The sequence below is a fragment of the Paenibacillus sp. J31TS4 genome, from assembly GCF_018403265.1.
Taxonomy (GTDB): Bacteria; Bacillota; Bacilli; order Paenibacillales; family NBRC-103111; genus J31TS4.
Map to the genome: position 1 here is coordinate 2135912 of NZ_BOSI01000001.1, position 26995 is coordinate 2162906.

Genomic DNA, 26995 nt, shown 5'->3' on the forward strand with positions numbered 1-26995 from the left:
TTCTAGATCTAGAAAATCCCCATGCTCAGGTACCGCTCCCCGGTATCCGGCGCGATGCAGAGAACCCGCTTGCCCTGTCCCAGCTTCTTGGCGAGCTGGATCGAAGCCCAAATGGTGGCGCCGGCCGAAGGTCCGACCAGGATCCCCTCCTTGCTGCCCATGTCGCGCGTCGTCTGCAGCGCATCCTCGTCCGCTACCTGCACGATCTCATCGAACACGCTCGTGTTCAGCGTATCCGGTATGAACCCCGGGCTTGTCCCGACGAGGACGTGCGGCCCCGGCTTGCCTCCGGACAGAACGGGAGAGCCCTGTGGCTCCACGACCTGAATATACAGATTCGGAAGCTTTTCGCGCAGCGTCTCGCCCGTGCCCGTAATGGTCCCCCCGGTACCGGAGCTGGCGACGAACGCATCCAGCTTGCCGTCCATCTGCTCCAGAATTTCAAGCGCCGTCGTCTTCCGGTGAATATCCGGGTTGGCTGGATTCTCGAACTGCTGCGGGATGAAGCTGTCCGGAATCTGCTCCTTCAGCTCGGCCGCCTTACGGATCGCTCCAGGCATCCGTTCCGATGCCGGCGTGAGCACCACCTCGGCGCCGTATGCCTTGAGCAGATTGATACGTTCCTTGGTCATGTTGTCGGGCATGACGAGAATCGCCCGGTAGCCTTTGGCGGCGGCATTCATCGCGAGACCGATCCCCGTATTGCCGCTCGTGGGCTCGATAATCGTCGAGCCCGGCTTGAGCACGCCGTCCAGCTCCGCCTGGCGGATCATATTGTAAGCGGCGCGGTCCTTGACGCTACCGCTCGGATTGAAGTACTCCAGCTTGACATACACCTCGGCATCCTGCTCGCCGACCAGCCGATTGAGACGGACGACCGGCGTATCGCCGATCAGCTCGGTAATGCTGTTCACTACTCTTGCAGTCATCTCGTTCCTCTCCTCCTGCTCTCTTCTTACTCTTACGCCCGTTTTCTTATTCCTACTTATTTTATAGGTTTTGTCATGACGGCGCAAGCCGCAGAACCGGCTTCCTCCGGCTCCTCCCCGGCGCTGCCAGACTCGGTCTCCAGAGGGGCCCCCTCCGCCAGACGCGCCCCGCGATGCCGGGCACGAACGGCGGAAGTAGTTCTTTCCTCTCCTGCTTGGCCGCTCTCGGGACTCTCGTCTCCTCCCGCACCGCCCGGTCCGAGCCAGGGCCGGAGGAAGAACCAGGTCAACAGCGGCGCGCTCCCGGTCGCGAGCAGGAATACGTTGAGCCGCATCGGCGTCACCGAGCCTGCCAGCAGCACCAGGAACAGGACGGTCCCCGCGACCCGGCCGGAGCTGAGCAGCAGCTCGCGCAGCACAATGTACTCCACCCTCCGTTCGGCATTATCCTCCGAGCGCCCGATCAGGTCGAAGACGATCGACGTCGACGGCACGAGGAGGAGAGGGAGGAACAGCGAGGTGCCGATGCCGAAGAGCAGCAGCGTCGTATAGTTAATCGCGTGAAAGAACGGCAGGAGCACAAGAATCGACATGGCGATCCCGGCCAGCATGCCGAACTTCCGATACCGAGGCTTCAGCCAATGGCCGACAGCCCAAAAGCTGACGAGGGAGACGCCGGAGGTGATCAGCGAGAAGTTCCCGAGCTTCTGCTCGTTGCGCGTGGCAATGTAGACAAGCAGACCGATCAGGAACGAAAAGACGCCCTCGCGCACGCCCTGGGCCGCCATGGCCGCTCCGATCCGTCTCCACGGGTGGCGGGGCCTTGCCAGCTGGCGGAAGCCGTAGAACCAGTCGTAGCGGCCGAGCGGCGGACGTTTTTTGAGGAAGAAGCTCAGGACGACGGTGCCGAGAAAGATGGCCAGCGAGAGACTGAAAATAAGGCGATAGCCGGTTGACGCCGTCATCCGGGTAATGAGGAAGCCTGAGATCCAGGGCGCGAGCATGCCGGCCAGCGAGCCGAGGAGGCCTCCCCAGCCGTTAAACCGGTCGCGCGTATCGGGATCGGTCACTTCGAAGTAGACGACGTTAGCGGCAGCCCAAAACAGGCCCATGGCCGCCCCCTGCACTCCGCCGAGCAGCCAGACGTAATGGACGGCCTTGGGCCCGAGCAAGAGAACGCCCGCGTAGAATAGCGCCGAGACGGCGATCCCGGCCCGCAGCGTATTCATCTTGTTCGCTTCCTTGACCCATTTGCCCGCAAGCCAGAAGAAGGCCGCAAGCAGCAGCTGCGTGGCAAGGAAAAACTGGGCGATCATGCCGTAATCGTTCTTCACCTTCCATAGGTAAATGCTGACGAAAGTGCCGGACAGGGCGTTGGCGATCGTGTACAGCGTCTGCACGAGGAGGAGCAGCCGGCATTGGCCGGACAGCCGGGCGGCGGCCCGTTCCGAATGCCCGCCGGCCCCTTGAGTAGCCGCGTTCCGCATAAGGCGTTGTGCCCCCTTCCGCAAGGTTGGCGTTCTTCTTGAGTAAGATGCCCCAACAAGCGGCAGGGCATGACCGCCTTCCAGAAGGTTCCGGGCACAGCCAGCCCCTCCGCTCCCCGCTCTCTCCTGAACCAAATTCCCGCATAAAGTCTGGCCCTGCGAGCGATTCTCTTACCAGGGGGGGCTAAACGAAAAAGCAGCGCCTGCCGGAAAAAACCGGCTTACGCTGCTTTGGTTGCTAGCCCTAGAGGCCTCGGTATACTCTCGCTTTAGGCTCCGCCCTTGATCGCGCGAATGACGGCCTCGCGGTCTTCGTCTGCCAGGTAGGCGGACAGCTGGAAGCAGGACGGACAGAGGAACAGCCGCTCTCGGAACGGCGCCGCGAGGAACGGCTTCGGCAGCGCGGCCGGCGTGTCCGGCTCAAAGGCGGACTCCGCCACCGTGCGCATGCCTGCGTACAGCATCGGCTCCTTGCAGTGCGGGCATTCGGGAGCCTCGTCCTGCTGCCGCTGCAGCAGCTCGACGGTCTCGTCGTATTCGTCCCGGTACACCGGCTCGGCGCTGACGTCTTCGTCCGGGTAAGCACCGGTCTCCCCCGCTTCTGCCTCGTCTTCCTCTTCTCCGCTCAAAAAAGAAAACGAGACGGTGCGGTAATCGTCCAGCTCATTATAGCAATACGGGCACTCCTTCTCCGGCCCGATCTCCGGGTCCCAGACGATCTCCGTCTGGCACCACGGGCATACGGTCGTTTGTTGGTCGCTCATGGCCGCGGCCTCCTTTATTTGCTCTCAGTCAGTGGGTAACAAAATAATACACCCCAAGGCCGAGAAAAATCAAAGCGGCGGCAAACAAGCTTCCCCACAGATACTTCATCTGGCGTCCTACGCTCCTTCTTGTCCCCCGCTTCAGCCCCGGCAATAGAGCGGAAGCGGAGGCCTTTATGCTGCGGCTGGCGGCGTCAGGTCACGCTTGCTCCAATGACGTACGAGATCGAGACCGAGATGAGGAACGAGACAAGACCGACGGCGCGGTTGTCCTTTTTGATCTCCACCTCGATTTTGAAGTACGGAGTGAGCAGCTCGAATATGTAATAGGCGGCCAATAGCAGAACAAACCCGTAGCTGGACCAGACGATCGATTCGAGCAGCGTGTCGTTGTTCAGAATCGCGAACCGGAAGATGTTGCAGATCCCGAAGATCTTGCCGCCGGTCGCCATCGCGACGGAGACGTTCCCCTTCTTGATCTCATCCCAGTCGTTGTAATGCGTGACGAAATTAAAGATCGTCATGAAGACGATGAGCGCGAGAATCGCGACGGTAAAAAAAGTCAGCGTCTCAAAATACGGATTGGCCATCAGCCGATCCAACTGCTGCTCGTTGCTCATGGGAGCCCTCCCTGCAAGATGGTAAGGCGGCGGCAGTCCGCCGTCCCGCCCTTCGGACCAAGCGTTTCCTTACGGAGAAAGACCGGAGACATGGCTGTCCCCGGTCCCGGCTCCGCTCGAGGAGCTTATTGCTGGTCTTTCTTCGCGGCGAGCTTCGCCTTCAGCGCGGCCAGCTCGTCGTCCACTCCGTCGTTCGAACCGAGCTTGTTCAGCTCGTCGTCCAGCGTGCGGTTGGAGTCGCGCAGATCCGAGCTCGCCTGGGCTTCGGCTTCCATCTGGAGCACCTTCTCGGACATCCGGTCGAACCCGCGGGCAGCGTTGTCGGAGCCGAAGCCCGACATGGCCTGGTTGATCTGCTTCTGGGCTTTGGCAGCTTCGGCGCGCGCCACGAGCAGGTCCTTCTTGTTCTTCATCTTGCTGTACTCGTCCTTCATCTCGGACAACTGCTTGCGCAGACGGTCGGCATTGTCCTTGGCGATGACGTACTGCTTGTGCATCTCCTCGAAACGGGTCTGGTGCTGCTTCTTATCTTCAAGTGCACGGCGGGCGAGGTCCTCGTTGTTCTGCTCGAGCGCCTTCATCGCCTGAGCTTCGCGCTTCTGCACCATCTCTTCGGCTTCCTCGTACTGCTGCTTGAACTTCTTCTCAACGGCGATTTGCTTCGCTACGGCCGCTTCCGCATCCATAATGTCCTGCTCCATATCGCGCAGGAACTGGTTCAGCATCTTGACCGGGTCTTCGGCGCGGTCCAGCAGATCGTTGATCGAAGCGGCAGTGAGGTCTCTTAAACGTTTGAAAATACCCATAGTCGGAAACAGCCTCCTTGATTTATCGGAATTCGCTTGTGAACGGTTCATGAACGTCCTTACATCCTCTTTATACGGGGACGCCGACAAGGAGTTTCAGATTCTGAGTAAAAAAATGCTTATTTTAGTTCTACGACAGTGACTCCGCTGCCGCCTTCCCCGTAATTGCCGAGCCGGAAGCCGGCGACGCCCCGGTGCCGCCGCAAATAATCCTGAATGCCCTGCCGGAGAACGCCGGTCCCCTTGCCGTGAATAATGTAGACCTGGTGGAAATTCGCGAGGATCGATTCATCAAGGAACCGATCCACTTCCACGATGGACTCCTCGATGTTCAAGCCCCGCAGGTCAAGCTCGGTGCGGACGTTCTCGTCCCGCGAACGCTTGAGCCCCGTGACCGCCTTGGGCGGCTGCTGCTTGGACGTTTGGGCACCGCTCTCGCCATTGCCGACCAGCTCGATGTCGGCCTTGGCGACCTTCATTTTCATAATGCCGAGCTGCACGAGCACATCGCTGCCGCTGATCTCGACGACATGGCCCTTCTGCCCGAGACTCGGGACACGCACCTCGTCGCCGGGCTGCACCTCCCGCGCCTTCTTCGGCGTCTTGGCGGGAGCGCCCTTTTTCTTGAGCTCGGGAACAGCCTCCTCCAGCCGGCGCTTCACGTCGATGAGCTTGTGCTCCTTGATGGCGGACTGCTCCTCGAGTGCCATCCGGCGAAGATCCGCGATAATCTCGTCCGCCTCGCGGCGGGCGCGGGCAACGGCGTCGGCCGCTTCCCGCTCGGCGCGCTCGAGCATCTTCTCGCGCTGCTCGCGGAATTTGTTCTGCTCCCGCTCCAGCTCCTGCCGCAGCGCGTCCGTCTCGGCCCGCAGCTGCTCGGCGCTCTTGCGCTCCGCCTCCGCGGTCAGCCGGTTTTCCTCCAGCGACGCGATCATCGACTCGACGCGCTGGTCCTCTTCGTTGACCTCGCCGCGCGCGTGGTCGATGATCGCCTTGTCAAGGCCGAGCCGCTCCGCGATGGCAAAGGCATTGCTTCGCCCTGGCACTCCAACGAGCAGCCGGTAGGTCGGGCTAAGCGTCTGCACGTCGAACTCCATGCTGGCGTTGATGACGCCCTGCCGCTCGTACGCATAGGCCTTCAGCTCGCTGTAGTGCGTCGTCGCGACCATCCGGCAGCCCGTCCGGTGAATATGCTCGAGGATCGCGATGGCGAGCGCCGAGCCCTCGGCCGGGTCGGTGCCCGCCCCCACCTCGTCGAGCAGAATAAGGCTCTTGGGAGTCATCTCCCGCAGGATGGAAATAATATTGGTCATATGGCTCGAGAACGTACTGAGGCTCTGCTCGATGCTCTGTTCGTCCCCGATGTCCGCATAGATCGCGTCGAAGACGCACAGCTCGCTGTCGTCCTCGGTCGGAACGAACAAGCCGGACATCGCCATCAAACTGAGCAGGCCGATCGTCTTGAGCGTTACCGTCTTGCCCCCGGTATTCGGCCCTGTAATGATGAGGGACGAAAACCCGCTGCCAAGCTCCACGTCGAGCGGAACGACGACCTCCCGCGCGATGAGCGGATGGCGGCCGCGCTTCAGCCTCAGGTAGCCGCGGTCGTTCATATGCGGGAGCGTCGCGCGCATCTCGCGGGCGAGCGCCGCCTTGGCGAACAGAAAATCAAGCTGCGCAAGGATGGACAGATTCGCCAGCAAATCTCCGTTCACCTCGGCGACCTGCGCCGACAGCTTGAGCAGAATCTTCTCGACCTCCTGCTCCTCCTTGAACTTCAGCTCGCGCAGCCGGTTGTTCATCTGCACGACCGCTTCCGGCTCGATGAACAGCGTCGCCCCGGAGGCGGACTGGTCGTGGATCATGCCGCCAAAATGGCTGCGGTACTCCTGCTTGACCGGAATAACGTACCGGTCGTTGCGGATCGTAATCAGCGCTTCCTGAAGCATCTTCTGCGTCGACGAGCTGCGAAGCATCTGCTCGAGCCGCTCGCGGATGCGCGTCTCTCCCGTCCGGAGCTCGGCCCGGACACGGCCCAGCTCGGGGCTGGCCGCGTCCATGACGTACGCGTTGTCGTCAATGGCCGCCGCAATGCTCTGCTCGAGCGGACGATGCTCGACCAAGAGGCCGGACAGATCGTCCAGCAGTGGAATGGGATGGTCCTCGTGCACGCCCTGCAAGAACCTCCGCAGCCGGCGTCCGCCGGACAGCGTACCCGCAATGTCGAGCAGCTCGGACGGGTTCAGCATGCCGCCGAGGCGGGCCCGCTTCACCGACCCTTCCACGTCGCGGATGCCGCCGAACGGAGCGCCTCCCTTGAGGCGGTCGACCGCGAACGCCTCGTCCGTCGCCTGCAGACGGCGCTTCACTTCCTCGAGCGAGCTGCTCGGGCGGATCTCCTCGGCAACTCGGTCGCCGAGCGAAGTGGATGTATGATGGCGCAGCATGGCTACTATTTTATGAAATTCAAGTGTATGCAACAGTTTCTTATTCAATGGACGTTCCCTCTTTTGGTAGACTTTGCAATCTTAGTCAACATGGCTTTTATTATAACGAAAGCGCGCGGGAATAGCCAAGGAGCGGGACACTATAACGATTTTTTCCGAAGTCGGAGGCCAATTGCACAAGTGCTATATCCCTCGCTCCCGCAGCGAAATGGGAGCAGAGTTCCCTTTTCCGGTGGCCATTTCCTCGCGTAACCGCTCGAGTCGCCGCCCATACTAACCGAGTACCGGACGGCATGGCACATCCGGATCGCCTGGCAAAAGGAGGTGGACTCATGCATATTCTCGCCCACTTGATCCGCCTGGTGGTAGCCGCCATCGTGCTGATGATCGTCAGCTGGATCGTTCCCGGCTTCTCCATCGGCAGCTTCGGCTCGGCCTTTTTGTTCGCCGTCGTCATCGCCCTGGTCGGCTGGCTGGTCGAATCTCTCTTCGGCAAACGGATCAGCCCCTTCGGCAGGGGCATCGTCGGATTTCTCGTTAGTGCGCTGGTCATCTACTTCGCCCAATTCGTCGTAGGCGGCGTGCGGGCAAGCCTGATCGGCGCCATCCTGGCCGCGCTTGTCATCGGCATTATCGACCTGTTCGTGCCGGTAGCGACTCCGTTCAAACGCGGAGAAAAGCAGCAGAGCTAACACCAAGGGACAGACACAGGCCGGGGGCACCATAGTCCCCGGCCTGTCGGTCTGTCCTCAGGCGGTAACCCCCACCATTTGGAAAGTGTCACAGGTCTGTCACTGCAAAAAGATCCCCCCCGGAGTATGATAGAGAGCAGCAAAGCTCTTATTATCCGGAGGTGTATCTCCTAATGAAAAAGACCGTAACGATTGCGCTGTCCGCCGTCCTCATGCTCGCGCTGGCCGCATGCGGCGGCCAGTCGAAGGACGCGTCCCAGGCACCGGACCCGAACGCCAAGGAACTCAAGCTCGTCGCAAGCAACTACCAATTCGACAAGCAGGAATATGTGGTGAAAAAAGGCGAGCCGCTCCAACTCGTCCTGGACGACAAGAACGGCACACACGGCGTCGAGATCAAAGGCACCAACGTCAAGCTGAGCAGCAAGTCCAAAACAGCCAGCTATACCCCGGACAAGGCCGGCACGTATGACATCATCTGCAACGTGCCGTGCGGCGTCGGGCACGCCAACATGAAAGCTAAGCTGATCGTCGAGTAAGACGAGAGAAACTCCGCTTCCGCCCTAAAGGCATAGCAAAGCCCCGGCTCCTTCTGCGAGGAGGCCGGGGCTTTGTTGTGCATAAGGAGCTTGAGCTTCCCTACAGCAGGCGGTCCCGTCCGGTGTCCGCACCGAGCGAAGCTCCCGGTGCGTGCTCGGCGTCACGCTCTTCTCCTCAGACCGAAGGGGGAGAGGGAGCGAACGGCAGGATCGGCAGCTGGACGAGCTGCTCCATCACCCGGGTGACGCCGTCCATGAAGATAGGCGCGAGCCGGGATTCGGCCAGCCAATGCTGAAGCGGGTCCGACGGAAGCACCGTCAGCAGATAGAGCGCAATCCCGATCAAGACGAGGCTCTCGAGGCCGGCCAGCAGCGCCCCCGACCAGCGGTTCAACGCGTTCAGGCCAGGCGCTCGGGCCATCAGGTTGAGCACGGAGCCGATCAGCGCCAGCACCAGCTTGACCGACAAAAACAAGAGGGCGAACGCCAGCACATTGTAAAGGTAGGTTTCGAGCTTGAAGCGTGTAGTCAGAAATTCATAGCTCGAGCCCTCCGTCCACGTCCGGAGCGGAATCCACGCGGCCAGACGAGAGGCGAGCTCGCCGTACAGAAAATAAGCGGTCAGGAAAGCGATGACCAGCCCGGCCACGGAGATGAGCTGGGTGATCAGCCCTCTCCGGTAGCCGACGGCCAGCGCCAGCAGCACGACGACAACAATTCCGGCATCGACCGGGCTCCACCCGGTCCAAAACGATTCCACGGCCATCTATTCGTTCGCCGCCTTACGAACGGGGAGTCGGCTCTTCCATGACCAGCTCGATCCATTCGTTGAATTCCTTCTTCAGCTTCTCGTACTCGTCCTGCAGCGCACGGTGCTCCTCGGCGAGGCGGTCGCCTGCCGCCCCGGCTGCCGCTGCTTCTCGGGCGCCCTGCAGCTCCTCCCGCATCGCGTCCGCCTGGCTGCGGGCCTGCGCCGCCTCCCGCTCGAGCCGCTCGTTCGCCTCGCGCAGCTCGGCCAGCAGCCGCACCTGGCGCTCGCGCTCTTCCTCTAGCGAGGCGAGCCGGCGCTCGTGCGATTCGTTCGCTCCCGACAGGGAAGCGGTCGCCTGCTCGATGCGGTCCTTCTCTTCCTGCAGCTGAGCCAGCGTGCGCTCCGCTTCTTCCTTCGCCTGGCGGAGTGCGGCTTGTTCCCGCTCGCTCGCTTCCTTGGCTTCGCGCAGCATCGTCAGCTCGCGGATCTTGCCGCTGTGTTCCTGCCGGAGAGCAGTGAGCTCTTCCTTGAGGCCGTCCTTGGCCTGCCGGAGCACACCCGCCTCCTGCTCCTTGCGCTGCTTCTCGAGCCGCGCCGCCGTAAGTGCCTGCTCCAGCTGCTCCGCCTCCCGCTTGAGCCGCTCGTACCCCTTGCTCGACTCGCGCTGGCGGTTCGTCAGCTGCTCGGCCTCCGCTTTGCGCCGGCGGCCGTCCTCCTTGGCTTGCTCCAGCTCGCCGCGCAGCTGCTCGAGCTCCTGTCGGCTCTCCTTCTGCTGGCTCTCCAGCTGCTCGGCGAGCCGGGCCAGCTGAACGCCCTGCTCGTCAAGCCGCGCCTTGAGCTCGGCGTTCTCGCGCTCCGTCCGTTCTGCCGTCTCGACCTGCTTGGCGTGCTCGGCGAACAGCTCCTCGAAGTCGCGGGCCGCCTGCAGCTCCCGCTCCATCGCCTGTCCTGCGTCCTCCCGCGCTGCCTGCAGCCGCGCCTCGCTCTCCTTGCCCGCTTCGGCCAGCCGGGCCTGCAGCGCCTCAAGCTGCTCCTGCAGCCTGCGCGCTTCGGCTGCGCCCCGCTCCTGCTCCGCCTGCACGGCCTCCGCCAGCCGCGCCTCGGCCGCGCGGGACTCGGCAGCTGCCTGCTCCGCTGCCTGCGCTTCGGCGGCGCGCACCTGCTCCAGCTCGCTGCGAAGCGCTTCGGCCGTCTCAGCATGGCGCCGCTTCTCCGAAGCGAGCTGCGCCTCGGCTCCCTGCAGCCGCTCCTGCAGCTTCCTCGCTTCGGCCGCCGCGTTCGCCTCCGTCCGGCGAACCGTCTCCGCCATGCGGGCTTCGGCCGACGCAGCCGCTTCGGTCGCGCGGCTCTCCGCTTTTTTGAGGACTTCGGCAGCACGTGCCTCTGCGGCCTGCTTCTCCATGGCCGCGCGGGCCTCCACCTGCTTCGCCTCGGCACGCGCCTGCTCAAGCGCAGACGCGTTCTCCGCGGCGCGGCTCTTCTCGGCCGCGAGCTCCGCCTGCAGCGCGTTCAGCCGCTCCTGCAGCCGCCCGGCCTCCTCGCCGGCGCGGGCCTGCGCCTCGCGGATCGCCTCCGCGGCCAGCGCTTCCGCAGCGCTCGCTTCGGCCGCAGCCTTGGCCTTGGCCGCCTCTATAGCCTCCGCCGCCTGCGCCTCCGCCGTCCGCACCGCCTCGGCGGCCTGCGCCTTGGCTGCGTTCACGGCGGCCTGCGCGCGGGCTTCGGCCATCTTGATCGCTTCGGCGGCGCGGGCCTCGGCGGTATGCTTGTCCGCCGCGGCGCGCTCCAGCTCCTGCGCGGCCTGCTCCGCCGCGAGAGCCGCTTCTTCGCGTGCCGCGCGCAGTTCCTCGGCCGCCAGCTCCTGTGCGGCCTTCGCCTCCTCGGCGCTCCGGGCGAGCGCTTTGGCGGCATCGTCCGCCGTCTGCTCCGCCTGCGCCTTCACGAGGCGAATCTCCTCCTCCGCGCGCACCTCGGCGGCCTTGGCCTCGTCCGTGCTGCGGACAAGCTCCGCACGGACCTGCTCGAGCTCGCCGCGCAGCGTGCCGACGCGCTCGAGATGCCGCTGCTTCTCGCCGGCCAGCTGCGCCTCCGCCGCCTGGACGCTGTCACGCAGCGTCTTGGCCTCGGCGGCGGCGCGGGCCTGCTCGGCGCGCAGCTTCTCGGCCGCTGCGGCCTCCGCCGCGCGCAGCTGCTTCGCCGCCTCCTCCCGGGCGGCGCCAATCTCCGCCGCCGCCTTGCGCTCGGCGGCGTCCACCGCTTCTGCCGCGCGGGCTTCGGCGGCCGCGATCGCTTCCGCCGCGCGGGCCTCCGCGGCGCTCTTGTCGGCCGCCGCCTGCTCGAGGGCGGCCGCCGCTTCCTCCGCCGCGAGCTCTAACGCGGCGCGGGCTTCGTCCTCGGCCTTGATGCGGGCGGCGCGGGCCTCCTCCAGCTCGCCGCGCAGCGCCTCGGCCGTCTCCGTATGGCGGCGCTTCTCCGAGGCGAGCTGCGCCTCGGTTCCCTGAAGCCGATCCTGCAGCTTCTTGGCCTCGGCAGCCGCGCGAACCTCCATCTGGCGGACCGTCTCCGCCATGCGGGCTTCGGCCGAAGCGATCGCTTCGGAGGCACGGGTCTCTGCCTGCTTGACCGCCGCTGCGGCGCGCGCCTCCGCGGCCTTCTTCTCCTCCGCGGCGCGGGTCTCCGCCTGCTTCGCCTCCGCGCGCGCCTGCTGCAGCGCCGCCTTGGCCTGCTCGAGCTCCTTGGCCAGCGACTGGGACTGCTCGGCGTGCCGCTTCTTCTCGGCCGCCAGCTGCGCTTCCGCGCTGCCGATCCGCTCCTGCAGCTTCTTGGCCTCGGCAGCCGCCTGGGCGCGGAGCGTCTTGCTCTCCTCCGCCGCCAGGTCGAGCGCCGCCTGCGCGTCCTCGGTCGCCTTCTTGTACGCCGCTTGGGCCTGGTTCAGCTCCCCGCGCAGCGAGAGGAGCCGCTCCTCCTGCTTCTTCTTCTCCTCGGCGAACTGAGTCTGCACGCCCGTGAGACGCTCCTGCAGGCGGGCCAGATCCTGCGCCGCCTGGTCCGCCCGGCTCTTCACCGCCTCGAATTCCTTCATTTCGTCGTTCATGCGGAACGCCTCGTTCGCCATATTGACCGCGGCAAGCACCGCAATCTTCACCGAATCGAGGCGCGAATTCGCACTCGCAATCTGATGCATATGTTCATCGACGTAAGCCGCTACTTCCCGGATATACCGCGTGCTCGCCGAGCTCATTAACTTATAAGTTGCGCCATATATGTCAACCTGGACCGATGTCTTCTCTTCCATGTTCATTCGTTTCCTCCTCCCCGGGTCTTTTTTTCGCCATGAAAAAAAGAGCCGGTCTTATCGTCCATTCTAAATACTTCGATAAGACCAGCTCTATTTCCTTCTCTATTTGCGTAGTTCCGCCTCAAAAGATTGTTCCAGCGCGGCTACGACCTTGCCGTTCAGCTCCGTCACTTCCTCATCGGTCAGCGTCCGCTCGGGGTGCCGGTACACGAGAGACAGCGCGACGCTCTTCTTGCCTTCGCCGAGCCGCTCTCCCGTGTAGACGTCGAATACCTCGATCGACTCGAGCAGCGAACCGGCGGTTTCCCGCGCCGTTTGCTCCATGCTGCCGACCGCGACGCCGCTGTCCACGACAAGCGCCAGATCGCGGGTCATGGCCGGGTACCGGGGCAGCGGTGCATACTGCACGGAGAAGTCCGCGAGTCCGCAGAGTGTATCCAGCTCGAGCTCCGCCAGGTAGGTCTCCTCCAGATCGTGCGTCCGCTGAAGATCCGGATGCAGCTGGCCGATCGTTCCGAGCACAGCCTCGCCTTCTTCGGTCCGGACCACCACCTCGGCCGTGCGGCCCGGATGGTAGCCCTCCGGCTGCGCGCTCCGGTATTCGGCCGGAACGCCGAGATAGGAGGTCAGCTTCTCAACTACGCCCTTCAGGTCGTAGAAGTCGGCCTTGGCCGGCTTGCCGGACCAATGGGCGCCTTGGCGGCTGCCCGTCCACAGGATGGAAAGCAAGAGCCGCTCCTGCGGCAGCGAGCCGAGCTCCTTCTCCTGCGTCAGGAACACCTTGCCGATCTCGAACACGGCGACATCGTCGATGCTCCGGTTGCGGTTGTACTCGGCGATCTCGAGCAGGTTCGGTACGAGGCTCGTGCGCAGCGTGCTGCGCTCCTCGCTCATCGGCATGGCGAGACGAATCGGACGGGCGTCCGCATAACGGCCCCGGAACCTCTCCCGCTGCGCCTCGGGTACGAACGAGTAGCTGATCACCTCGTGCAGGCCGCTCTGGGTAAGCAGCTGCCGGACCGCCCGGCGCACCTGCTGCTCGCGGGTGAGCGAGCCGGGAGTCGTGACGCCGCTCATCAGTGTCGTCGGGATGTTGTCGTAGCCGTACAGGCGGGCCACTTCCTCCATTAGGTCGACATCGCGCGTCATATCCCCGCGGCGGGCAGGCACCCGCACCAATAATGCATCGTCCGCGCCCTGCTCGACGTCCAGATGCAGCCGCTTCACAATCTCCAGCACTTCGCTTGCCGTCAGGTCGGTGCCGAGGTAGCCGTTAATCCGTTCGAGCGTCAGCGAAATTTGGACGGGCTCGTGCCTGCGCGTCTCTACGTCCACGATGCCGGAAGCCGCTTCTCCGCCAGCGTACCGGCACATGAGCGAAGCCGCCCGGTTCAGCGCCGGCAGCACGGCCTCGGGATTCACTTCCTTCTCGAACCGGAGGCTCGCTTCGGAGCGAAGCCCCAGCTGGCGCGATGTGCGGCGGACCGAAGGCCCGGAGAATTTGGCGGACTCCAGCACGATCCGGGACGTCCCGGCGGTAACCTCGGAGTTCGCCCCGCCCATGACCCCGGCGATGCCGACGGCTTTGGTGCCGTCCGTAATAAGCAGCATGTGCGGCTCAAGCGCACGGTCGGCGTCGTCCAGCGTCACGAGATGTTCGCCCTCGCGGGCGGTCCGCACGTCGATTCGTCCGCCGTCCAGCGTATCCGCGTCGAAAGCGTGCAGCGGCTGGCCGTACTCAAGCATGACGTAGTTCGTAATGTCGACGATATTGTTGATCGGCCGGACGCCTGCGGCCATGAGCCGGTTCTGCATCCAGAGCGGAGACGGGCCGATCTGCACGCCCTCGAGATAACGGGCCGCGTAGCGGTCGCACAGCTCAGGGCTGCTTACCGTCACGCTGACCTTGGAAGAAGCGGGAGCCGCTGTCTCAACAAGCCCTTCCCGCTCGTCCGGCAGCTTCACCTCGCGCCCGAGAATCGCCGCGATCTCGTAAGCCACTCCGATCATGCTGAGGCAGTCGGACCGGTTCGGCGTCAAATCCAGCTCCAGCACCGAGTCGTCGATGCCGAGCACGTCCAGAACGCTCTCGCCCACCTGCGTGGTCTCCGGCAGAACCAGGATGCCCTCCTGGATCTCCTTCGGCAGCAGCCGGTCGTTCAGGCCCAGCTCCTTGGCAGAGCAGATCATGCCCTGCGACTCGACGCCGCGCAGCTTGGCCCGCTTGATCTTGAGGCCGTCCGGAAGGCTCGCGCCGACGAGGGCGACCGGCACCTTTTGCCCTGCGTCCACGTTCTTAGCCCCGCAGACGATCTGCAGCGTCTCGCCCTGTCCCGCGTCGACCTGGCACACGTTCAGCTTGTCGGCGTCCGGGTGCTTCTCCTTGGCGACGACATGGCCGACGACCACGTTCGTCACGCCCTTGTTCCGCTTCTCGACGATATCGACCTCGACGCCGCTTCTCGTCAGCTTCTCGGCCAGCTCTTCTGCCGTATAGCCGCTTAGGTCCACATAGTCGGACAACCATTGATAAGAGACTTTCATGCTCGTTGTTCCCCCTTCTTAGACATGCACGAACTGCTTCAGGAAGCGCAGATCGTTCGTATAGAAATGCCGGATATCGTCAATGCCGTACTTGAGCATCGCAATGCGCTCGACGCCCATACCGAAGGCGAAGCCGCTGTATTCGTTCGGATCGTAGCCGGCCATCTCCAGCACGCGCGGATGGACCATGCCCGAGCCGAGAATCTCAAGCCAGCCGGTCTGCTTACACGTACGGCAGCCGCTGCCCTTGCACATCATGCAGCTGACGTCGACCTCCGCGCTCGGCTCCGTGAACGGGAAGAAGCTCGGCCGCAGCCGGATCCGGGTGTCCTGGCCGAACATCTCCTGCACGAACTGCAGCAGCGTTCCCTTGAGATCGCTCATCCGGATGTTCCGGTCGATGACGAGTCCCTCAATCTGCGTGAACAGATGGGAGTGCGTAGCGTCGTCGTCGTCGCGGCGGTACACCTTGCCGGGGCAGATGATCTTGACCGGCACCTCGCCCTTCATCCGCTCCATCGTGCGAACCTGCACGGGGGACGTATGGGTGCGCATGAGAATGTCGTCGGTGATGTAGAACGAGTCCTGCATGTCGCGGGCCGGATGGTTCTTCGGCAGATTAAGCGCCTCGAAGTTGTAGTAGTCCTGCTCGACCTCGGGACCTTCCGCCACGGTGTAGCCCATGCCGAGGAAAATGTCCTCGATCTCCTGGATCACCTTATTCAGCGGATGCACCGCCCCCGCGTCCCGGCGGCGGCCCGGCAGCGTGACGTCGATCGTCTCCTTGCGCAGACGGGCGTTCGTCTCCTCGCGCGTGAGCTGCTCCTGCTTCGCTTCGAGCACCTGCTCGATCGCGCCGCGCACTTCGTTGGCCACCTGGCCGATGACCGGGCGCTCCTCCGCGCTGAGCGCTCCCATGCCGCGCAGGATCTCGGTGAGCGGCCCCTTCTTGCCGAGATACTTCACCCGCAGGTCGTTCAGCTGCTGGCTGTCCTGCGCCTGCTCCAGCTCGCGGAGGGCTTCCTCCTTCAATGCTTCCAATCGTTCTCTCATTGCCATTTTCCTCGCTTTCCTGCGTGTACTGGGCGTCCGTCCGCGAACGCAAAAAAGGCGTCTCTCCTCCCTCGAAAGGGACGAAGACGCCGTGGTACCACCCTAATTGAAAGCGAATGCGGCCTGCCGGCTCCCGTAGGAGAACCCGATGAGACGCACGCTTCCCGCTCTTCGATCATAACGGCTCGGAACCGGTACCCCCTACTGACCGGCGGCGCCGTGTTCAGGGGACTGCTCGGGAGCGAACTTCGGCAGCCGGCATCCATCGAAAGCCGCTCTCAATCTCCGGCGGCTTCTCCCTGTCGGGTCCTGCTGCGTACTCTTCTCCGTCAATGCATTTGCGATTTATTATATGCAAATTCCCGAGCGGATGCAAGGACGGGATCCGTTCCGTTCTCCGGGTGGCCGCATGGCCCTGGAGCATTGACTGCTGTGTGGTCATGACGGCGGACAGGACTGCCGGCCCGCCTGTCCGCATCCGGCAGACAGGCGGGTACCTCACTTCGATCGCTGCGTGGTTCAGGTGCATCCGAATAGCGGGCAGGCGCCCAATTTGGCCGAGGCACGTGCCCGCTGGGCGGGCACATGCATACAGTGAAGCAACAAGGAAGCCGGCGGCGCCGGGATCGGTGGCCGGCAGCAGGTACGGATGCGAGCTTGTGCGGCTTCGCTCTGCTCTTCGCCCCACGGCCGGCCGGACTGCCTCCTGCGCCTTCGGCTCCCGCGATCAGGAAAGGAGATTTGTTGCATGACCGAGTTGATTCAACCGGCGGACGACCAGCCGAACCTGACGATCCGCCCGTATTCTCCGCAGTCTGACGACCGTTCCTTGTTCAATCCATCAGGTGCGGGCTTTCCCCCTCCTTACGGCTTTCCGCCCACCTACGGAAGCTACTATCCCCCGTATTATTCGTCGTATGTCGTATATGACGGCATTCCCTTCCACGGCTATGGCTTCGGCGGTTATGGGGGTTACCCCTACTTCCACGGCTATCCTGGTGGCTATCACGGAGGCTTCCCGGGGGGCTATCATGGAGGCTATCATGGAGGCTTCCCCGGGAGCTATCACGGAGGCTATCATGGGGGATATCACGGGGGCTTCTCCGAAGGCATGCACGGCGCTCACCGCCCGGTGCAGGAAGCCTCGAGCGAAGCCTGACGGAACGGGGCCCCGACCGGCACCCCCAGGAATGGCCTGACTGTTCCGAAGGCGGATCGGGATTTCCCAGGGGAGCGAAGGCTCCGCTCCATACGGCGAGCGGGGTCTTCGCCCGTTTGTGCGCTCGATCCTCCCCGGTCACCTATTTTTGACAGTGCGGCAGTGGACTTGGTACAGTGAGAAAAAACGGCAGGAGGGATCGCACATGAAGTATCGCAAGCTCGGCAAGACAGGGATGAAGGTATCGGTCATCGGGGTCGGCACCTGGCAGTTCGGAGGCGAATGGGGCAAAGACTTCTCCCAGCAGGAGGCAGACGCCATTCTGGGCCGCGCCAAGGAGCTCGGCATCAATCTGATCGACACGGCCGAATGCTACGGCGAACATCTGTCGGAAACGATGATCGGCCAGTATCTCAAGCAGGACCGCCGGGAGGACTGGGTGGTCGCGACCAAGTTCGGCCATCACTTCGAAGGGCTGATGGACCGCTCCCAGCATTGGAAGCCCGAGGAGGTGCTCCAGCAGCTCGAGGCGTCTCTGCGTGCTCTGCAGACCGACTATATCGACCTGTACCAGTTCCACTCCGGGAGCGACGAAGCGTTCGACAACGACGACCTGTGGACGATGCTGGACAAGCAGGTTCAGGCCGGGAAGATCCTCCATCTCGGCACGTCGATCGGCAGCAACGACAACCTGCATCAGACCGAGCGGTCGACCGAGGTCGGCTCGAAAGCGATCCAGGTCGTGTACAACCGTCTCGACCGGAAACCCGAGGAGCGGGTCTTCCCTTCCTGCCTCGAGCAGAATCTCGGCGTGCTGGCGCGCGTCCCGCTCGCGAGCGGCTATCTGAGCGGCAAGTACAAGCCCGGCACGACGTTCGGCAAGAACGATGTCCGGCACCGGCACGATCCGGAGCAGACGGAGCAGAAGCTGCGGACCGTCGAGGAGATTCGCCAGAGCGAGGTGCCGGAGGGCGTGGATATGGCCCAATGGGCGCTGGCCTGGTGCCTCCGCCACGAGGCCGTTACCTCCGTCATTCCCGGCTGCAAGAGCCCGGAACAGGTCGAGGCGAACGCCTCAGCAGCTAACCTCGTGGAGGACGGACACCCGCAGGCTTGGGTAGATTGAGCTTGGGCGGGCCGCCCATCAGATAAGGGGATTCCCCGCGAAGCGGAGGACCCCTGCCTTTCATCGGAATGCGAGCAGAGACGGCTGATCAGCCGTCTCTTTATGCTGCAGGGAATGTTCCGACGATCCCCCTTCGTGCTAGAGAACATTAAATTCTACTTCGGTTCACCGGTATCCAGCCAAGAGGAATATCCGGCAAACAGCCGTCCACCTAGCGGCTGGTAAACCTCCTCCACGAATCGGATGACTTGTCGTCTGTCCCCCTCTTGATAATAGCTGGTTAACGCCTGAAACCATCTATCGCTTAGTCCGCTGTCGAAGCTGCGGAACGCTCTGACCAGTGTCTTCCCGCTTCCCGACCATTGGTTGTTGTAGCGGAGAAGAAAATCCATTAAGCGGACGGACATGGCATTGAGTGTGATCATGGCTTCTTCCTCGCTCCTCGCGTCCCTAAAATCATCCAGCAGATCAAACTGAAAATATCGGGAATCCCGGATTTGATCCGCGGTCAGGGAGGCAGGTCCTCGGGCGAGGAACTGAACGGCCAGCTCTTTAAGCCCAATTCCTTTTCCGTTGTCCTTCAGCAGGTTTCCTTCCGCGACCATACTTGCCAGAACAGGACGGCCCTTGGACCGCTCTATTTGAAACTGCTCCTGGCAGGAAGCTTCCGTATGAAGAAAGCTTTCGATTGGCCATCCGTTCAAAAAGAAGCTGGCTCGGTACGGGCGTAACGCATGATCCAGGATCACGATGTCCAAATCCGAATGAGGGCCCGCTTCTCCGCGCGAAGCGCTGCCGGCAAGAAAGGCAGCTTCACAAGAAGGGAATTGTTGATCAAGAAAAGCGGCAGCCGTTTCAGCTGCGGGTGCCCTCTCTCGCTGTTCCCCCGGATTGCCCTTACGACTTACCGATCGTTTAACGACCCCGGCAACGTTCCCATTAGTCCCCATTTGTTTCGATAGACCCCCGGTTTTTCTAGCCATTCCAAACCACTCCCCTCTTGTCTACATCACTCATTGGCAAGTTACCTGCGTTATCGCCCTCGGTATTGCTATATAACATAGCAAGGATAGAAGAGCACGATATCGAATAAGAAAAATTGGTCCGTGCCTTCCTGTTAGGTTCCAGTAAAGGAGACTAACAGTTATCTGCACGAAGTATTGTGTTCCTATTCATTAACTAACGAATTGAGGAATTTTTAAAATGATTAAAAAAAATGACGCACTCAACTATATGTGACTTTAACAAATCGAATGAAGGCTTCCTTGTTTCAGGGCGGATTGTCCCAAAGTATGAAAACGACAATTGGACCTATACGGAGGAGGTCATTTCCAACCCATACTTTAAGCAATATGAGAGTGAAGAGATCGACTCAAGCTATATTGAAGATACAGGAAAAGCTGTGTTTTTCTATTACGTAGATAGGATGTGCATTGGACATATTAGGCTTCGTTCTAATTGGAATGGATATGTTCTTGTCGAAGACATTGGGGTAGCCAAGAACTGGAGACAAAGAGGAATTGGAACTTTATTATTAGAAAAAGCTGTACAGTGGGCAACGGAAACTAATCATATTGGTCTTATGCTTGAAACGCAAGATGTCAATGTAGCTGCTTGCCGTTTTTATGCAAGAAATAACTTTATAATCGGTGGGGTTGATAGTATGCTCTACTCAAAATTTCCTGCCGTTAATGAAAAGGCAATCTATTGGTATTATAAGTTTTCTTTTCACCTTGATGAATGATTTGGAGGTAAACCAGGAATTCTAATCCAAATCAAAGGAGGGATTCCCGTGAGATGGAAACTGCTTGTGTTAACGTTACTCTTGACGCTTGTCATTCCCTTTGGCACAGCAAGTGCGAAAGAGCAAGATAAATGCGAAGCGTTGAGCAAAATCTTTCGTACTCCTGTCAAACAGGAAGATGGTGTATGTAAGCTGGAAATAACCCGAAAGAACCTCGAAGTAAGCCTGATGGGGCAAAAGCTATCCCCTGACATGATGGATTTAGCTTTTATGGTTGATTTCGAGAAAGTGGAGAAGGGAACGGTTGTGATTGGTGAATTTGCTCTCTTAGAGGAGGAAATTAATCCGGTCATCGATGAATTGCGGCGCGGGGGCTTAGAAATATCAGCGTTGCATAACCATAAGATTGAGGAAAGCCCAAACATCCTGTATTTGCATTTTCAAGGGATAGGGGACCTGGTCAAATCAGCCGAAAGCATAAAGAATGCCATCAATAGGACAAGCTCAAAAATTCCATAAAAAGAACTAGGACCTTATCCCCTTCTGGTAGACAGTGAAAAAACGTTTCTCATATGAGGAACGAAACACTGTAGACCGGGAGGGGTTTTTTCTGTCTGTTCCCACGGGTCCCGAGCCGCTTCCCTGTATCGCATACCATCTTGCATCTGCACACATATTACTTTGACACGCATAGAACTATGTCTTATACTACAACCGAAGAAAGAAAGGCTGGTGGCGCCGAATGAACGGGCAGCAGATAAACAGCGATTTGATTCGCGGCCTCATTGATCCGATCCTCTTGAGCGTGCTGCTGGACGGCGATCATTACGGCTATGGGCTGATCAAGGAAATCTACACCCGAAGCGGGGACGTCTTCGAGCTGAAGGAACCGACTCTCTATTCAAGCCTTCGCCGGCTTGAGGGGAGCAAGCTGGTGGAAGCGTACTGGGGAGAAGAGACGAACGGGGGCAGACGGAAGTATTACCGGATCACCGAGGCGGGCCGGGAGGCCTGCCGGGCCAGTTTCGAGGAATGGGCGGCCGTCCGGGAGCTGATCGACCGGCTGCTGAACCGAGCGAAAGGAGAGAATGCCGTATGAAGGAAAACCTGAAGCGCTATGTGGACAGGCTGTTTGCAGGACAAGAGATGACGGAGGAACTGGCGGATCGGAAGGAAGAAGTGCTGAGCAATATGGACGCCCGGCTGGAGGACTACCTGGCTCAGGGCTTGACCGGTGAGGAAGCGTTCCGGAGAACGGTCCGGCAGATCGATTCCATCGCCTTCCTCCTGCCTGGTGTGAAGCGGGTTGACCGGTACGGCTACGCGGCCGATCTGGCTCAGACGGCGCTCTTGTATGCCCTTCTCGTCTGGGTGGCGACCGTTCCGTCCCGGCTGCTCGGCGTCGGGCTCTGGCTGCATCACGCGATGCTGCTCGCGAGCGGAGCGGCGGGAGCTGCTTATCTGATCCTGCTGATGCTGGAGCGCGGCGCAAGGGACGGAAAGGGCTTCACGGTCCGCCTCTCCCTGCTTCGCGGCTGGGAAAAGAAGACCTGGATGCTCGCCGGACTGGCGCTGCTCCTCCAGTGGGGCATGCTGCTCGGCGTCCGCTTCGGCAGCAGCCTCTGGTTCGGCCGACCTTTGTCCGTCTCGGGTCCGTACCAGGCCGCGGTGCTGGGCTATTCGCTTGCCCTTCCGCTGGCCTGCCTCCTCTTGCCGCTCCTCGTGCGGAGGGCGGTCCGGCTTGCAGATCAGCATGAGGCGGTGGGAGAATGAGAAACCCTCGGAAGAACACCCGGACCACCCGGAACCTGCTGCTGGCCGTCCTCCTCGCCATCGGCCTGGCCGGCACAGTTGTCTTGGAGGGCATCGTGAAGCCCCGGCTGCAAGCGGAGGAGGAGCAATACCGGCTCAAGCAGCAAAGCCCGGCGACGCATGACTATTCGGCCGTGCTTCGCTACCATTCCAACTATATGGGGGACAGCTCCAACTTCATCAACCTTAACAACCGGCTCCCACTGGCCGGCGTTCCGAAGACGTTCCAGCTGTACCCTGACCGACTGGCCGCCGATGTCATCTACGAGATCCCGAGTGCAGAGCTGGGCGAGCAGCTCGTTCGGCAGGCGGTTCTCTACAACGCTACCGCTCAATTCGCATTGATCGACAATCTGCAGGAGCTGCGCCTGCTGTTTCCGGACGGCGCATGGCGGGTTGCCCGCGCCGACGCGGAAGCCTGGTATGGGATGGAGCTTGGCTCCCTCCGCGACGTGCAGCGTTGGCGGAATACCGTCCAAGCCAAGATAGTCGACGATTCGTTCGTGGACGGGTTCCTCGCGGCATGTGCCGCCAGGACGGAATGAAGACCAAGGCCCCGGCTGTCGTCAGCCGGGGCCTTGGCGAGCATGGCCGTGCTTCAAGAAGCTTAGCAAGTGGTGCCCAGGCTGGTTAATGACTAACAGTGTAAATCTTTAATTCCCTGTCTGTCCCGTCATTCTGCCCGCTCCTCCCTATTCGGCCAGGCGGCTTCCAACTGGATGCCGTTATTATCGAGGAAGATAAAATTGCGCAGATTGCCCTGTCTGTAAATGTCCGTCATCAAGATCCCTTGGCTTCTCAATTTCTCTCGAAGTGCCATCCCTTCTTCTTCGGATGGGAGAGCGAACGCAATATGTTGAAGCGCCCCCGGAAGGAAGCGATACAGGTCCGCCGATTGCGGATGCTTCGCTAATCTTCTCAATGCTTCGGTGCTTTGTTCAATTCGGGCAGCGGGATATTCAAAAAAAATGGATGCCCCAGGAGTCCGTAGCGCCAGGCTTCACGAAGCAATGCCTCCCGCGCGGTGGTGTGGCCGGATATACCGGCGATATTTGCATGCCAAGCACATTATCATAAAAGTGGATCGTGGCATCCAAGTCCGTCGTCACTAACGCCACATGATGAAAGCCTAGCCAGCCGAAGCTTTGAAACGCCATCGTGCCGGATTGTTCGGTCATGATTATCGTTCCTCCTTGTCACTCGAAAGGAATCCCTTCCTCCCTTGATGCCCCTAATGTTAATTAATTAGAATTCTAATTAATTGCACAAAAACCAGCCGTCATTCCTTCTTGAATAATCCGACCAGTTTCACGAGCAGCGTCTTCAGCGTTTCGAATTCGTCCGCCGTCATCCCTTCTTTCACGCGCTCTTCGATCAGGGCGGTCAAATGCTGCGTCTCCTCCGCCAAAGTCCTTCCCGCGTCCGTCAGGTAGATTTGTTTGTACCGTCCGTCCTTCGGATGCTCCTTGCGGACAATCAATCCCTTGCCCGCCAGTCCGTTCAGCAAGCTGGTAACGCTTGGCCGCTCGATCATCAGAATGGGTTCCAGCTGAGACGGCATAATCCCGGGAAAGTGGCGAATAATGCCCAAGACGCTCCATTGCGTATGGGTAAGTCCCGTCGGCACCAACAATTCCTCCACTTCTCTGCGAAGCGTAATATAGCCTGTTTTGACCAGCCGGCCGATCGGCCCTTTCTCCCACTGCCATTCCTCAAGCCCGGTTTCTTTATCCACTGCGCACCTCATTAGTTAGAATTCTAACTATAGATTAATCGATCCTTTGGAACTTGTAAAGGGACGTTCGCAGAGCTCCGTGGTGCAGACCGATCACGGAATTCCTTCCGTCTTGCATGCAAATAAGCCCGCCGGACATCTCCGGCGGGCATCCAAGCTATGCGGAAGGGGACGACTGCCTCCCTCCTTCTGTCAGTACAAAAGCATCTCCTTGCGGTAGACCGTTTCATCGTCCTCCGGGTTCATAACCCGCAGCTCGATCGTCCAGTTCCCTGCGAACGGCAGGTACGGACCCACGGCCTTGTAGCTGTACCGCTTGAAGCCCAGGAAGCCATCAAAGTCCGGGTCGTTGAACGTCTCAAGCGGGACGGTGATGGGCGCAATCTCCTTGGTCGGATCCGGAATGAGCTTGAGCTGCACCGACTTGGGCGCCCCCATCGTATCGGGGAGCCAGATCTTGGTGATGAGCGTGTTGTCCTGTCCCGGCTCCTTCGGCGTGATCATCGTCGTCATATGGATCGTCTCGCCCATCTCATGCCAGTTGAGCGGCTTGTTGGGCGGAATCGGCGTCACATAGGTGAGCACGCCGACCAGCCCGACAATGACGATCATCAAGGCAAGGTCCAGCTTGATGAGAGTACCCGTCCGCTCCTGTCCTCGGCGCTTCCAGACGAAGCGGATGCCTCCTGCAAGCAGCACCACGAGGACGACGAGTCCCGTCTTGATCAGGAGCAGCGTCCCCCACTGGCTGTACAGCAGGTATTCCAGCCCCGGCAGGAACAGAAGAGTCTGGATGATTCCCGTCAGCCCGAGCACGATCAACGTGTACAGGGCGGCAGAGGAGAACTTGGGCAGGAACCGCTCGCGCCAATCCGCCTGCTTCCAACCGGAAACGAGCATCAAGAGTCCCCCGGCCCAGATGGCCGCGCCGACGAGGTGAATGAAGTCGAGCAGCAGCGTCAAGAACTGGGGCTCGAACGCGTTGGCGTGCCCGTTCAGCGATTTGACGGCGAGCAGCGCCGTCGCCCAGGCGACGTCCAGCTTACGATTGCGCAGCAGGACGACGAAACCGAGCATAGACAGAATGAGCGACAGCAGCCAGGTGACACCGATCGTCGTGCCGGTGAACAGCTTGCCGATGTCGGATAGTCCTCCTTCGCCGAGCAAATCTCGGTAATGGAAGAAGATCAGCACGAGTAGCGACAGCAGGAAGCCTCTCTGCAGACCGACCGCCGTCATGCGGTGCGCCTCCCGCCGCTCGCCCCGCTCCGGGAAGAAGCTCATCCAGAGCACCCAGCCCGTCAGCGCGAGCAGCAGAAAATAATAGATGATGCGTGAAGCGAAGACGAGATACTCGTACAGGCCCATCGAGCCGGACAGCTCGTGCTGGTGCTCATGTCCTTGCGGCAAGGCGCCCTGGCCGCGCGGCGGGCCGACCGTCAGCACATGGCTGCCGTCCACCGGATGGCCGTCCGCCGAGACGACGTGGTACGTCACCACGTACGTCCCGTTCGACAGAGCAGGCAGCGTAAGGGACAGCTCGGTCTGATCGGCGCTTAGCTCCGCCTTTTTATCGGTGACTGGCTTGCCCAGCTCGTCCACGACCTTCAAATAAAACAACTGCTTCTCCAGACGTTCGTTGAACGTCAGCACAACCCGCTCCGGCGCCCGGTCGACCTGGCTGTTCGCCTCCGGAGACGCCTTGATCAAGGAGGCATGCCCATAGGCCGTCAGCGGCAGCAAGAAGGCGAGCAGCACGGCCAGCAGCAGCGCAACTCCTGTTTTTTTCATAGCAGACACCCGTTTCTCTATTGGTTAATCGATTGTTATTAGCGACAGGCTGGTCACCCGAGAGGCCGCCTGCCGCGAAAGCCGTCTTCCGGCCCATGGTAAAACGCCACCTCGGGCTCGCCCAGCCTCCAGCAGAGCAGCACCTCCGTGCCTTCCAGCACGGCGGGGAAATCCACGAGCCCCAGGTCGATATCCTTGAGCTCGGCCCCCTGCCGGTCGATATTCCCCATGCGCGTTCCGGCTTCCACCTGCAAAAAGTCCATCCGGCATTCCAGCTCGAAGAACGGATCTTCCCTTCTGCGGTCATCTTCCGTCATGGTCCGTTTGCGGTTTGTCAGCTCGGTGTAGACAGCGGCGAATTCTCTCTTAATCCGCCGCAGCGCCTCAAGCTCCGTCGTCAGGACGGGGAGAAGCGCATTCGCTTCTTCTACCGTAAATTGTTTTCGCAAGGAGACTCCCCCTTCGTGGTAAGAGGCGTTCAGGAGCGGCCTGCTCTCTAAAAAATGCCCCCGCGTGCGTGCCCTGAGCCGTATTAGCGTATCATAACAGAGTCGGTGAGAAAAGACAGGGCCGGCTCCTTCGCTTCCCTTTTGAAAGTAACCTATCTATAATTAGACACGGGAGAACGTCCCCAAACGATACGCAAAGGAGAGAGACGCTTGGTTCACTTAGCTACCCCTTACACACTGAAATCGCTGTCCCTGCCGAACCGGATCGTGATGGCCCCGATGTGTCAATATTCGGTCGACGCCAAGGACGGCTCTCCGAACGATTGGCATTTCGTGCATTATGTATCCCGTGCGGTCGGCGGCACCGGTCTCATCCTGATCGAGATGACGGATGTCGAGCCGGACGGACGGATTACCGATTACGACCTCGGTCTCTGGTCCGACGAGCAGGTTCCTGCATTCCGGCGCATCATCGACGAGGTCCACAAATACGGCAGCAAGGTCGGCATTCAAATCGCCCATGCCGGGCGCAAGGCGGAGGATGCGAAGCAGCCCGTAGGGCCTTCGGCCATCCCCGTGACGCCTGACTGGAAAACGCCGCGGGCACTGGAACGCACCGAGGTCGAACGAATGGTCGGGCTGTTCCGCGATGCCGCCAGACGAGCCGTGGAGGCCGGCGTGGACACGATCGAGCTGCACGGCGCTCACGGCTACCTGCTCCATCAGTTTCACTCGCCGCTCATCAACAACCGGACGGACGAGTATGGGCAGGACCTGGCCAAATTCGGCGTCGAGGTGATCCGTGCGGTGAAGGAGGTTATGCCTGCCGACATGCCGCTCCTCATGCGCGTCTCCGCGGTTGAATACATGGACGGCGGCTACGACCTCGACCACGGCATCGCCATGTGCGAGCGCTACCGGGATGCGGGCGTCGACCTGTTCCATATCAGCAGCGGAGGCGAAGGTCCCGCAGGCGCCAGGAAGCCCGGCAATTATCCGGGCTATCAGGTGCCGTTCGCGCGCGCGGTCAAGGAGGCGCTTGGCGTGCCGGTCATCGCCGTTGGCATGCTGGAGCATCCTCCGCTCGCCGAAGCGACGATCGCAAGCGGAGACGCCGAGCTCGTAGCGGTCGCCCGCGGCATGCTGCGCGACCCGTACTGGGCGCTGCATGCCATCCGCGAGCTCTCGGGCGACGCAGAGATTCCCAAGCCGTACCGCCGGGGCTACTGAGCCGAGCGAGCGGCCCACCGGC

The 26995-nt window shown here is 61.2% G+C and carries 25 protein-coding genes; 10 read left to right on the forward strand and 15 right to left on the reverse strand.

Annotated elements, in window-relative coordinates:
• Positions 1 to 8: 8 nt before the first annotated feature.
• From cysK to KJS47_RS10080, 6 genes are all read right to left on the reverse strand, one after another.
• Entirely contained in the window at positions 9 to 929 is a 921-nt protein-coding gene (cysK, locus tag KJS47_RS10055; protein ID WP_213524745.1) for a cysteine synthase A, read from the reverse strand.
• Positions 930 to 985: 56 nt separating this feature from the next.
• Positions 986 to 2416 (reverse strand): MFS transporter, encoded by a 1431-nt coding sequence (locus KJS47_RS10060; protein WP_213524746.1) that lies wholly within the window; start codon positions 2414 to 2416, stop codon positions 986 to 988.
• 269 nt (positions 2417 to 2685) lie between these two features.
• The gene (locus tag KJS47_RS10065; RefSeq protein WP_213524747.1) at positions 2686 to 3180 is read right to left on the reverse strand and encodes a hypothetical protein; all 495 of its coding nucleotides are present in this window, start codon (positions 3178 to 3180) and stop codon (positions 2686 to 2688) included.
• Between the two features lie 194 nt (positions 3181 to 3374).
• Positions 3375 to 3800 carry a DUF350 domain-containing protein gene (locus KJS47_RS10070; protein WP_213524748.1) on the reverse strand — a complete coding sequence of 142 codons (426 nt, stop codon included), beginning with the start codon at positions 3798 to 3800 and terminating at the stop codon, positions 3375 to 3377.
• A 125-nt stretch (positions 3801 to 3925) separates the two neighbouring features.
• Positions 3926 to 4606, reverse strand: a complete 681-nt coding sequence (locus KJS47_RS10075; protein WP_213524749.1) for a PspA/IM30 family protein — start codon at positions 4604 to 4606, stop codon at positions 3926 to 3928.
• Positions 4607 to 4725: 119 nt separating this feature from the next.
• The gene (locus tag KJS47_RS10080; RefSeq protein ID WP_213524750.1) at positions 4726 to 7101 is read right to left on the reverse strand and encodes an endonuclease MutS2; all 2376 of its coding nucleotides are present in this window, start codon (positions 7099 to 7101) and stop codon (positions 4726 to 4728) included.
• A 284-nt stretch (positions 7102 to 7385) separates the two neighbouring features.
• Here KJS47_RS10080 and KJS47_RS10085 point away from each other — a divergent pair, with 284 nt between their 5' ends.
• Both KJS47_RS10085 and KJS47_RS10090 read left to right on the forward strand, forming a co-directional pair.
• Positions 7386 to 7745 (forward strand): phage holin family protein, encoded by a 360-nt coding sequence (locus tag KJS47_RS10085; RefSeq protein ID WP_213524751.1) that lies wholly within the window; start codon positions 7386 to 7388, stop codon positions 7743 to 7745.
• 173 nt (positions 7746 to 7918) lie between these two features.
• The gene (locus KJS47_RS10090) at positions 7919 to 8284 is read left to right on the forward strand and encodes a cupredoxin domain-containing protein (RefSeq protein ID WP_213524752.1); all 366 of its coding nucleotides are present in this window, start codon (positions 7919 to 7921) and stop codon (positions 8282 to 8284) included.
• 175 nt (positions 8285 to 8459) lie between these two features.
• Here the strand turns inward: KJS47_RS10090 and KJS47_RS10095 are convergent, their stop codons facing one another.
• The 4 genes from KJS47_RS10095 to pheS all read right to left on the reverse strand — a co-directional run bounded on the left by KJS47_RS10095 (position 8460) and on the right by pheS (position 15927).
• The gene (locus KJS47_RS10095) at positions 8460 to 9050 is read right to left on the reverse strand and encodes a CvpA family protein (protein WP_213524753.1); all 591 of its coding nucleotides are present in this window, start codon (positions 9048 to 9050) and stop codon (positions 8460 to 8462) included.
• A gap of 16 nt (positions 9051 to 9066) precedes the next feature.
• Positions 9067 to 12333, reverse strand: coding sequence for a cell division protein ZapA (gene zapA / locus KJS47_RS10100; protein ID WP_213524754.1), 3267 nt, complete (start codon positions 12331 to 12333; stop codon positions 9067 to 9069).
• A gap of 99 nt (positions 12334 to 12432) precedes the next feature.
• Positions 12433 to 14874, reverse strand: coding sequence for a phenylalanine--tRNA ligase subunit beta (gene pheT / locus KJS47_RS10105; RefSeq protein ID WP_213524755.1), 2442 nt, complete (start codon positions 14872 to 14874; stop codon positions 12433 to 12435).
• Between the two features lie 18 nt (positions 14875 to 14892).
• On the reverse strand, positions 14893 to 15927 hold the full coding sequence (gene pheS, locus KJS47_RS10110) for a phenylalanine--tRNA ligase subunit alpha (RefSeq protein ID WP_213524756.1): 1035 nt from the start codon (positions 15925 to 15927) through the stop codon (positions 14893 to 14895).
• A gap of 748 nt (positions 15928 to 16675) precedes the next feature.
• Between pheS and KJS47_RS24060 the strand changes: the two genes are divergently transcribed.
• The gene (locus tag KJS47_RS24060; RefSeq protein ID WP_249716229.1) at positions 16676 to 17086 is read left to right on the forward strand and encodes a hypothetical protein; all 411 of its coding nucleotides are present in this window, start codon (positions 16676 to 16678) and stop codon (positions 17084 to 17086) included.
• A 205-nt stretch (positions 17087 to 17291) separates the two neighbouring features.
• A complete protein-coding gene (locus tag KJS47_RS10120) occupies positions 17292 to 18212 on the forward strand; it encodes an aldo/keto reductase (RefSeq protein ID WP_213524757.1) in 921 nt (306 codons plus the stop codon).
• Between the two features lie 155 nt (positions 18213 to 18367).
• Here the strand turns inward: KJS47_RS10120 and KJS47_RS10125 are convergent, their stop codons facing one another.
• Entirely contained in the window at positions 18368 to 19195 is an 828-nt protein-coding gene (locus KJS47_RS10125; protein WP_374707011.1) for a nucleotidyltransferase domain-containing protein, read from the reverse strand.
• 233 nt (positions 19196 to 19428) lie between these two features.
• On the opposite strand from KJS47_RS10125, the gene KJS47_RS10130 reads away from it, so the two are divergent.
• The 5 genes from KJS47_RS10130 (at position 19429) to KJS47_RS10150 (ending at position 22313) form a co-directional block, all read left to right on the forward strand.
• The gene (locus KJS47_RS10130) at positions 19429 to 19956 is read left to right on the forward strand and encodes a GNAT family N-acetyltransferase (protein WP_213524759.1); all 528 of its coding nucleotides are present in this window, start codon (positions 19429 to 19431) and stop codon (positions 19954 to 19956) included.
• A 48-nt stretch (positions 19957 to 20004) separates the two neighbouring features.
• Positions 20005 to 20475: a DUF1259 domain-containing protein gene (locus KJS47_RS10135; RefSeq protein ID WP_213524760.1), complete on the forward strand. Its 471-nt coding sequence runs from the start codon at positions 20005 to 20007 to the stop codon at positions 20473 to 20475.
• 223 nt (positions 20476 to 20698) lie between these two features.
• Positions 20699 to 21055, forward strand: a complete 357-nt coding sequence (locus KJS47_RS10140; protein WP_213524761.1) for a PadR family transcriptional regulator — start codon at positions 20699 to 20701, stop codon at positions 21053 to 21055.
• The gene (locus KJS47_RS10145) at positions 21052 to 21729 is read left to right on the forward strand and encodes a permease prefix domain 1-containing protein (RefSeq protein ID WP_213524762.1); all 678 of its coding nucleotides are present in this window, start codon (positions 21052 to 21054) and stop codon (positions 21727 to 21729) included. The genes KJS47_RS10140 and KJS47_RS10145 overlap by 4 nt, the downstream gene beginning before the upstream one ends.
• Entirely contained in the window at positions 21726 to 22313 is a 588-nt protein-coding gene (locus KJS47_RS10150; RefSeq protein WP_213524763.1) for a DUF4825 domain-containing protein, read from the forward strand. The genes KJS47_RS10145 and KJS47_RS10150 overlap by 4 nt, the downstream gene beginning before the upstream one ends.
• A 414-nt stretch (positions 22314 to 22727) precedes the next feature.
• Here KJS47_RS10150 and KJS47_RS10155 read toward each other — a convergent pair whose 3' ends face one another.
• The 4 genes from KJS47_RS10155 to KJS47_RS10170 all read right to left on the reverse strand — a co-directional run bounded on the left by KJS47_RS10155 (position 22728) and on the right by KJS47_RS10170 (position 25743).
• Positions 22728 to 22946: a VOC family protein gene (locus KJS47_RS10155; RefSeq protein WP_213524764.1), complete on the reverse strand. Its 219-nt coding sequence runs from the start codon at positions 22944 to 22946 to the stop codon at positions 22728 to 22730.
• 101 nt (positions 22947 to 23047) lie between these two features.
• Positions 23048 to 23503 (reverse strand): MarR family winged helix-turn-helix transcriptional regulator, encoded by a 456-nt coding sequence (locus KJS47_RS10160; protein ID WP_249716231.1) that lies wholly within the window; start codon positions 23501 to 23503, stop codon positions 23048 to 23050.
• A gap of 192 nt (positions 23504 to 23695) precedes the next feature.
• Positions 23696 to 25294 (reverse strand): copper resistance CopC/CopD family protein, encoded by a 1599-nt coding sequence (locus KJS47_RS10165; protein ID WP_213524766.1) that lies wholly within the window; start codon positions 25292 to 25294, stop codon positions 23696 to 23698.
• 53 nt (positions 25295 to 25347) lie between these two features.
• Positions 25348 to 25743, reverse strand: a complete 396-nt coding sequence (locus KJS47_RS10170) for a DUF2203 domain-containing protein (protein ID WP_213524767.1) — start codon at positions 25741 to 25743, stop codon at positions 25348 to 25350.
• A gap of 210 nt (positions 25744 to 25953) precedes the next feature.
• Here KJS47_RS10170 and KJS47_RS10175 point away from each other — a divergent pair, with 210 nt between their 5' ends.
• A complete protein-coding gene (locus KJS47_RS10175; protein WP_213524768.1) occupies positions 25954 to 26973 on the forward strand; it encodes an NADH:flavin oxidoreductase/NADH oxidase in 1020 nt (339 codons plus the stop codon).
• Positions 26974 to 26995: the final 22 nt, after the last annotated feature.